4 protein-coding genes are annotated in these 5,155 nt (G+C 57.5%); 1 reads left to right on the plus strand and 3 read right to left on the minus strand.

All coding sequences use genetic code 11. The features are described 5' to 3' along the window. From hutW to WC026_RS17120, 3 genes are all read right to left on the minus strand, one after another. Positions 1–1,114, minus strand: a 1,114-nt coding sequence (gene hutW / locus WC026_RS17110) for a heme anaerobic degradation radical SAM methyltransferase ChuW/HutW (RefSeq protein ID WP_372712218.1), incomplete at its 3' end; no start/stop codon positions are given. Positions 1,115–1,415: 301 nt separating this feature from the next. Further along, positions 1,416–2,087 (minus strand): two-component system response regulator NarL, encoded by a 672-nt coding sequence (gene narL / locus WC026_RS17115; protein ID WP_372712219.1) that lies wholly within the window; start codon positions 2,085–2,087, stop codon positions 1,416–1,418. A gap of 16 nt (positions 2,088–2,103) precedes the next feature. Then, positions 2,104–3,741 (minus strand): histidine kinase, encoded by a 1,638-nt coding sequence (locus tag WC026_RS17120; protein ID WP_372712220.1) that lies wholly within the window; start codon positions 3,739–3,741, stop codon positions 2,104–2,106. A gap of 169 nt (positions 3,742–3,910) precedes the next feature. On the opposite strand from WC026_RS17120, the gene WC026_RS17125 reads away from it, so the two are divergent. Beyond that, the gene (locus WC026_RS17125; RefSeq protein ID WP_372712221.1) at positions 3,911–5,026 is read left to right on the plus strand and encodes a PAS domain-containing protein; all 1,116 of its coding nucleotides are present in this window, start codon (positions 3,911–3,913) and stop codon (positions 5,024–5,026) included. The last annotated feature ends 129 nt before the right edge of the window (positions 5,027–5,155 follow it).

A 5,155-nucleotide genomic window follows, 5' to 3' on the forward strand; every position in this document is an offset into this window, starting at 1 on the left:
GGGGGCCCCGGCCCCCGGTGGGCTTGGCCCCGGGGGAAAAACCGGCTGAATAGGTCTGCAGAGCGCCCCTGGCGCTGTAGGTGGTGGGGCCGAAGGTCCCCCCCCCCCCCGCACCAGAGCCGTAGGCCAGACATTCGCTGCCCTGCTTGATGCGCAGGTTGTAGCGATTGCGCTCTCGCGGCGTCCGCGCCCAGTGGCTGTTGCTGATCTGCCGCCAGCCGTTGGCGCCGAGAAAGCTGGCGCCCGCCTCATACATCGCTCCGAGATGTTGCAGTGTCGTCGGCTGTTGCTTGCCAGCCGCGACCGCACGCTGCAACGGCGAACCGGGAATAAGATTGAGGCCATAAAGGTCGACGCCATCGGGCGCGAGATCCGCCGCGATGCGCAGGTCTTCGCGCCAGACCTCCAGAGTTTGCCCCGGCAGCCCGTAGAGCAGGTCGATGACCACTGCCACGCGGTTGCGATCGCGAATGCCTTCGATGAAGCGGATCGCCTCTTCCTTGCTGGCGCGGCGTCCCTGGCGGCGGCGTACCACGGTGTCGAAGCACTGCACGCCGATCGAGATCCGGTTGACGCCGGCGGCGAGGCTGGCGTCGATCTTGTCGTCGTCGAAATGGATGATGCGGCCTTCGAGCGTGATTTCGCAGTCCGGTGAAAGCGGCAGATTCGTCCGCACGGTCTCGACGATACGAGCGAGATCGCTTGCCGACAGCGCACTCGGCGTGCCGCCGCCGGGATATACGGCGTCAATGGGATGATGCCGTATTCCCGCCGCGCCAGCCTCGCGCGCGATCTCGGAGACCAGCAGATCCGTATAGCTCGCCGTCTGCGCCGCCGTATACGCATTGCGGTAGAAGCCGCAGAACAAGCAATGGTTGGCGCAGAATGGAACGTGGATATAAACGAGCCGTCGCCGCGGCGTTCCGCATTCCGACAGCAGGCCCGGCCAGATGTCCGCGATATCATCTTCGCCAAGCGGACGCCGGTCACGCCAAGGCACCACCGCGCGCCGCGACGCAAAGGCATTGCTGATGACCTCACCATCGGTGTTGGCGAAGAAGCGCGTGAGATCGACAGTGGTCATACGCTTCACGTTCCCGAGGATCGCCGTCATTCGACACGTCTGGCGAATGGAGAATTGCAGCATAAATATCGCAGTTCGATAAGATGCGTGTTTGTGCCAGATCTTATGAGACGTTCGGTTGTTTCATATCAAGTTATTGAAATAAATACATTTTTAAATTGATTCCAAAATTTGTATAGAATTGCAGTTTGCATGTAGGCTTTCGAGCCATCGCGCGTGTGAAAGCGATGCGCAAACGTGGGCGCGGGCGTTGAAGAACGCTGGATAAATTCAGGATGGCGAAATGCAGCCCGGCAAACGCAGGCCGGGACCAGCCGAAAACAGACTGCCGTCAGTGAAGTTCACGATCGATTTTTCCGGGGCTTCGGCTCGGCTGCTTGGACCGGTGTTTCCACACGGCTGCTTCGAGCCGGCTCGCAAGGTTCAACTTGCGCAGAACGTTCTTGACGTGAACCTTGACGGTGGCGTCGCTGATCCCGAGTTTGCGAGCGATCGTCTTGTTGTTGAACCCTTCCGCCAAGCATTCAAGAATCTCACGCTCGCGAGGCGTCAGCAGTTCCTCGCCGGACGTCCCAGCACTGATCGGCGAGAGCAGAGCACTCCTCAGTACCTCCGCCAGCGTATCTTGCAGAACCGTCGCCCCGCTCCATGCCTTGAGAAGATTCGTACATAGGTCTTCCGGTTCCATATCCTTGAGCAGATAGCCGTCGGCGCCCGCGCGCAGCGCCTCGATCAGATCGTCCTCGGAATTCGAAACTGTCAGAATAATATATCGGGCGAGGAGATGCGTTGCCTTCAGATGCCGGAGCGTATCGATACCGGTCATGCCCTTCATGTTGATGTCGATCAGCACGATGTCGGGATTTAACGCCAAGGCGAGTTCTATGCCTTGCTGACCGGATGCTGCCTCCCCGACAACCCTGAAATTCGGATCCTGCGAAATCATTTGCCGAACGCCCTTTCGAAACAAAGGATGATCGTCAATAAGGACAACTTTGATCATGATCGACACCTGAATATCATTGGTATTGCAATTCTTTCGGCGTAAACGTCAGCTTCACGCGCGTACCGCCTTTTCCCCTCGGGCCAATATCGATCGCTCCGCCGAGACTGAAAGCACGCTCTTTCATGATCGTCTGCCCGTGATGCGACGTTTCCTTGGCTTCCATCGGAAGATACCCGACCCCATCGTCGTCCACGGTCACGGCCACCTCACCATTCTGCCGAACGGACATCGTGATCCAAACATTGGCGGCGCGTGCATGATGAAGAATATTGCTCAGCGCCTCGCGCACGACGTGCAGAACATGAAATTCCTCGTTCACCGAGAGAGCGGCGCCGGCAAGTCTGTTGTCGAGCGAAATCGGCAGGCCGGATCTCTGGCTGAATTCCTCGATCGCCGACTCGATAGCAAAATCGAGGCCGCGAACGTCCATATGAACCCGGAAGGTGGCAAGCAGCTCGCGCAATTCCCGATAAGCATTGTCCAGACCATGACGCAATTCGCTCGTGACGGCTTTCATCTGCTCCCTGGATTCGCTGCTCGCGTTATTTTGGTAGGACTGAAGACGCGCGAGCTGAATTTTCATGAAGGATAAGGATTGCGCCAGCGAGTCGTGAAGCTCTCGCGCAATCGCAGCACGCTCTTCCAACACTGCGATACGCCGGGCTTCCTGATCATGGCCGTCAAGTTTTGCAGCCATCGAAAGAAGGCTTGCCGTTATCCGCAGCGTCTTGGTCTCGAGCGCTTCGAGTGATCGCTCTCGCGAAAACTCGACCATGAGAATACTCATCTCCCCGGTTGCATCAACAAACCCTATGCCAGCCCGGCGCGCCGCTAAATCCTCCGAATGTTCGTCAACAATAACTCCGGCTCCCGCCGCCGATATCTCCGCGTCGAACTGCTTTGAGAACGGCGCCGGTTCGCGGTTCGAGAAAAGATACCGTCCGGAATGGAATGCGGCGGCATCCTCGGAAAACCGGATCGCCGTATCTTGAAGATCGAGCGTGCGCTCCAAAGCGTAGAGAATTTTTCGCAGCATCCCGTCTCCAAAAGGATGGCGCAACATCACGCTCATCGCGTTGGAGAGATAGTCCTGGATGCGCGCCATGCGTTCGAGAGACGCGCGCGAATCCGCGGACACACCGGAATTCGCGATCTGCGTGAGGACGCTGCCAACGCCTTCCTCGAGTCTCGCCATCTCATCGCGGCCCGGGCGGGCTTGCGATGGGGCCTCGCAAGCCGGTGCCGAGCCTGCGATCCGGTCCACGCCGTCGACAAGGAGCCGTCGCGAATTGATGCTCAAACGTGCGAGGCAGTAGAGCAGAAGACAAAAGCTGGAAAATTGCAGAAACGCGACCTGGGCGCGTTTCGCCTCGAAACTTCGCTCGAGATTCTGCTCAGCCTTCTGCAACAGCGTGATCGCATCGCGAGCTGTTTTTTCGCTTATCGGCCGATCGCCGTCCTTCAGAACGTCGAGATCGACGTCCGAATACCGCAAGATCATCTGATCGTTGAAGATGCTTAAATCAGACCACTGAGCGACCGCATCAGCGTTTCGGCCTGCCGCCGCATCCGATGTCTGGCTGGCAATTGAAAGCTGAGCTGAATGCAGCTTGCCGACAGCGTCTCGTATCGCCGAGCTGTAGTTGGACAAGTACGAAGAGCTTGTGAAGATCAGAAGCGCCGCGAATGCTGCGCCGGTGGCGAAAGCCGCGGTCCGAAAATATAACGGATAACGCCCTAATGCTTTACGCACACGATTGATATAAGCAAAATGATTGCCGCAATCACCGAAACGAGATTGTACAGAACGCGCTGTTTCGGTGCTCATCGGACTGGTCGTGCTCATGACGATGCTCATTTTCAGCACCATACAAGCGTTCGCCCTCTTCGGCCTGGGAGCGATCGCAATACTCGTTGGCGTTATCGTTCTGGTGCTCTTCCCGATTATTCAGCGTGATGAACAAAATAAATCAAGTGATGATGTGCCGGAACCAAGCTCGCCTGTATTGATCGAGGTCAAACCTGACTTAACTCAGCAAACAATTGCCTCGCCTGATTTGACAGCCGCTCTCACTCCCCCGAACGAGGCCGCCGGATCTACCGTGCAAGCACTAACAAAGGATCGCATCGTTCCGGTCGACTACCGCCAAATTATCGAGCACATGGAGCAGATCGTCTTCAAGATCGACAGCGACGGCAACATCTCGATGCTCAGTTCATCGTGGGAGAACTTGCTCGATTACACCATCGTGGACAGCCTAAATCAGCCCTTCGGCACGTTCGTTCATCCCGAAGACCGGCCCGTAGTCGACGCTCAGATCAGTGGCTTGCTACGCGGCAATCGCGACACCTGCCGGCTCGAAATGCGCATGATCGCACGCAACGACACATCCCGCTGGCTCGATATGCGCGTCAGGGCAGTTAGCGGCCCCGAGCGCGGCGTCATTGGAACGCTGGCGGATATCAATCATCAGAAGGAAATCGAAGCGCGACTCCGTGCGGTACGGCGCTCTCTCAGCACGCTGCTCAACAGCATTCCGGGCATGGTTTACCGCTGCAAAAGCGATCGCAATTGGAGTTTTGAGTTCGCGAGCGACGGCTGCCTGGAGGTTACCGGTTACGAACCCTATCATCTGGTGAACGACCCCAACTTGTATTTCCAGCACATCATGTTTCCCGACGACCGCGACTACGCATGGAACCATGTGCACAAGCAGGTCATGCTGAAGCGCGACTTCCAGCTCGTCTACCGGATCATCGATCGATCTGGCCGTGTGAAATGGATTTGGGAGCAAGGGCGCGGCGTGTATTCTATCAGCGGCGAGCTCCTGGCGCTGGAAGGATTCATCAGGGTCATCGCGGAAGACAGCGCCAAAGCCCGCGTGGTGCTCGAAGGATTTCATGACTTGATCATGGACGATCCAGTCCCTTCCTAAGGTCCGCTGCCTCGCAGGGCTTCGCAGGTGCAGCGGAAATCTACCTCCAAGGGAGTAATCGGTCGTGACAATAGACGGGAGGCATCACGTCATAGCCAATCCTTGGTTCTCGGGAGAACCAAGGAGTCA

The sequence above is a fragment of the Hyphomicrobium sp. genome (genome assembly GCF_041674905.1).
In the GTDB taxonomy this organism is placed as follows: domain Bacteria; phylum Pseudomonadota; class Alphaproteobacteria; order Rhizobiales; family Hyphomicrobiaceae; genus Hyphomicrobium_B.

Excerpts from the sequence above, each read along its gene's own strand:
- narL (WP_372712219.1), bottom strand. The coding sequence starts at position 2,087 with ATGATCAAAGTTGTCCTTATTGACGATCATCCTTTGTTTCGAAAGGGC.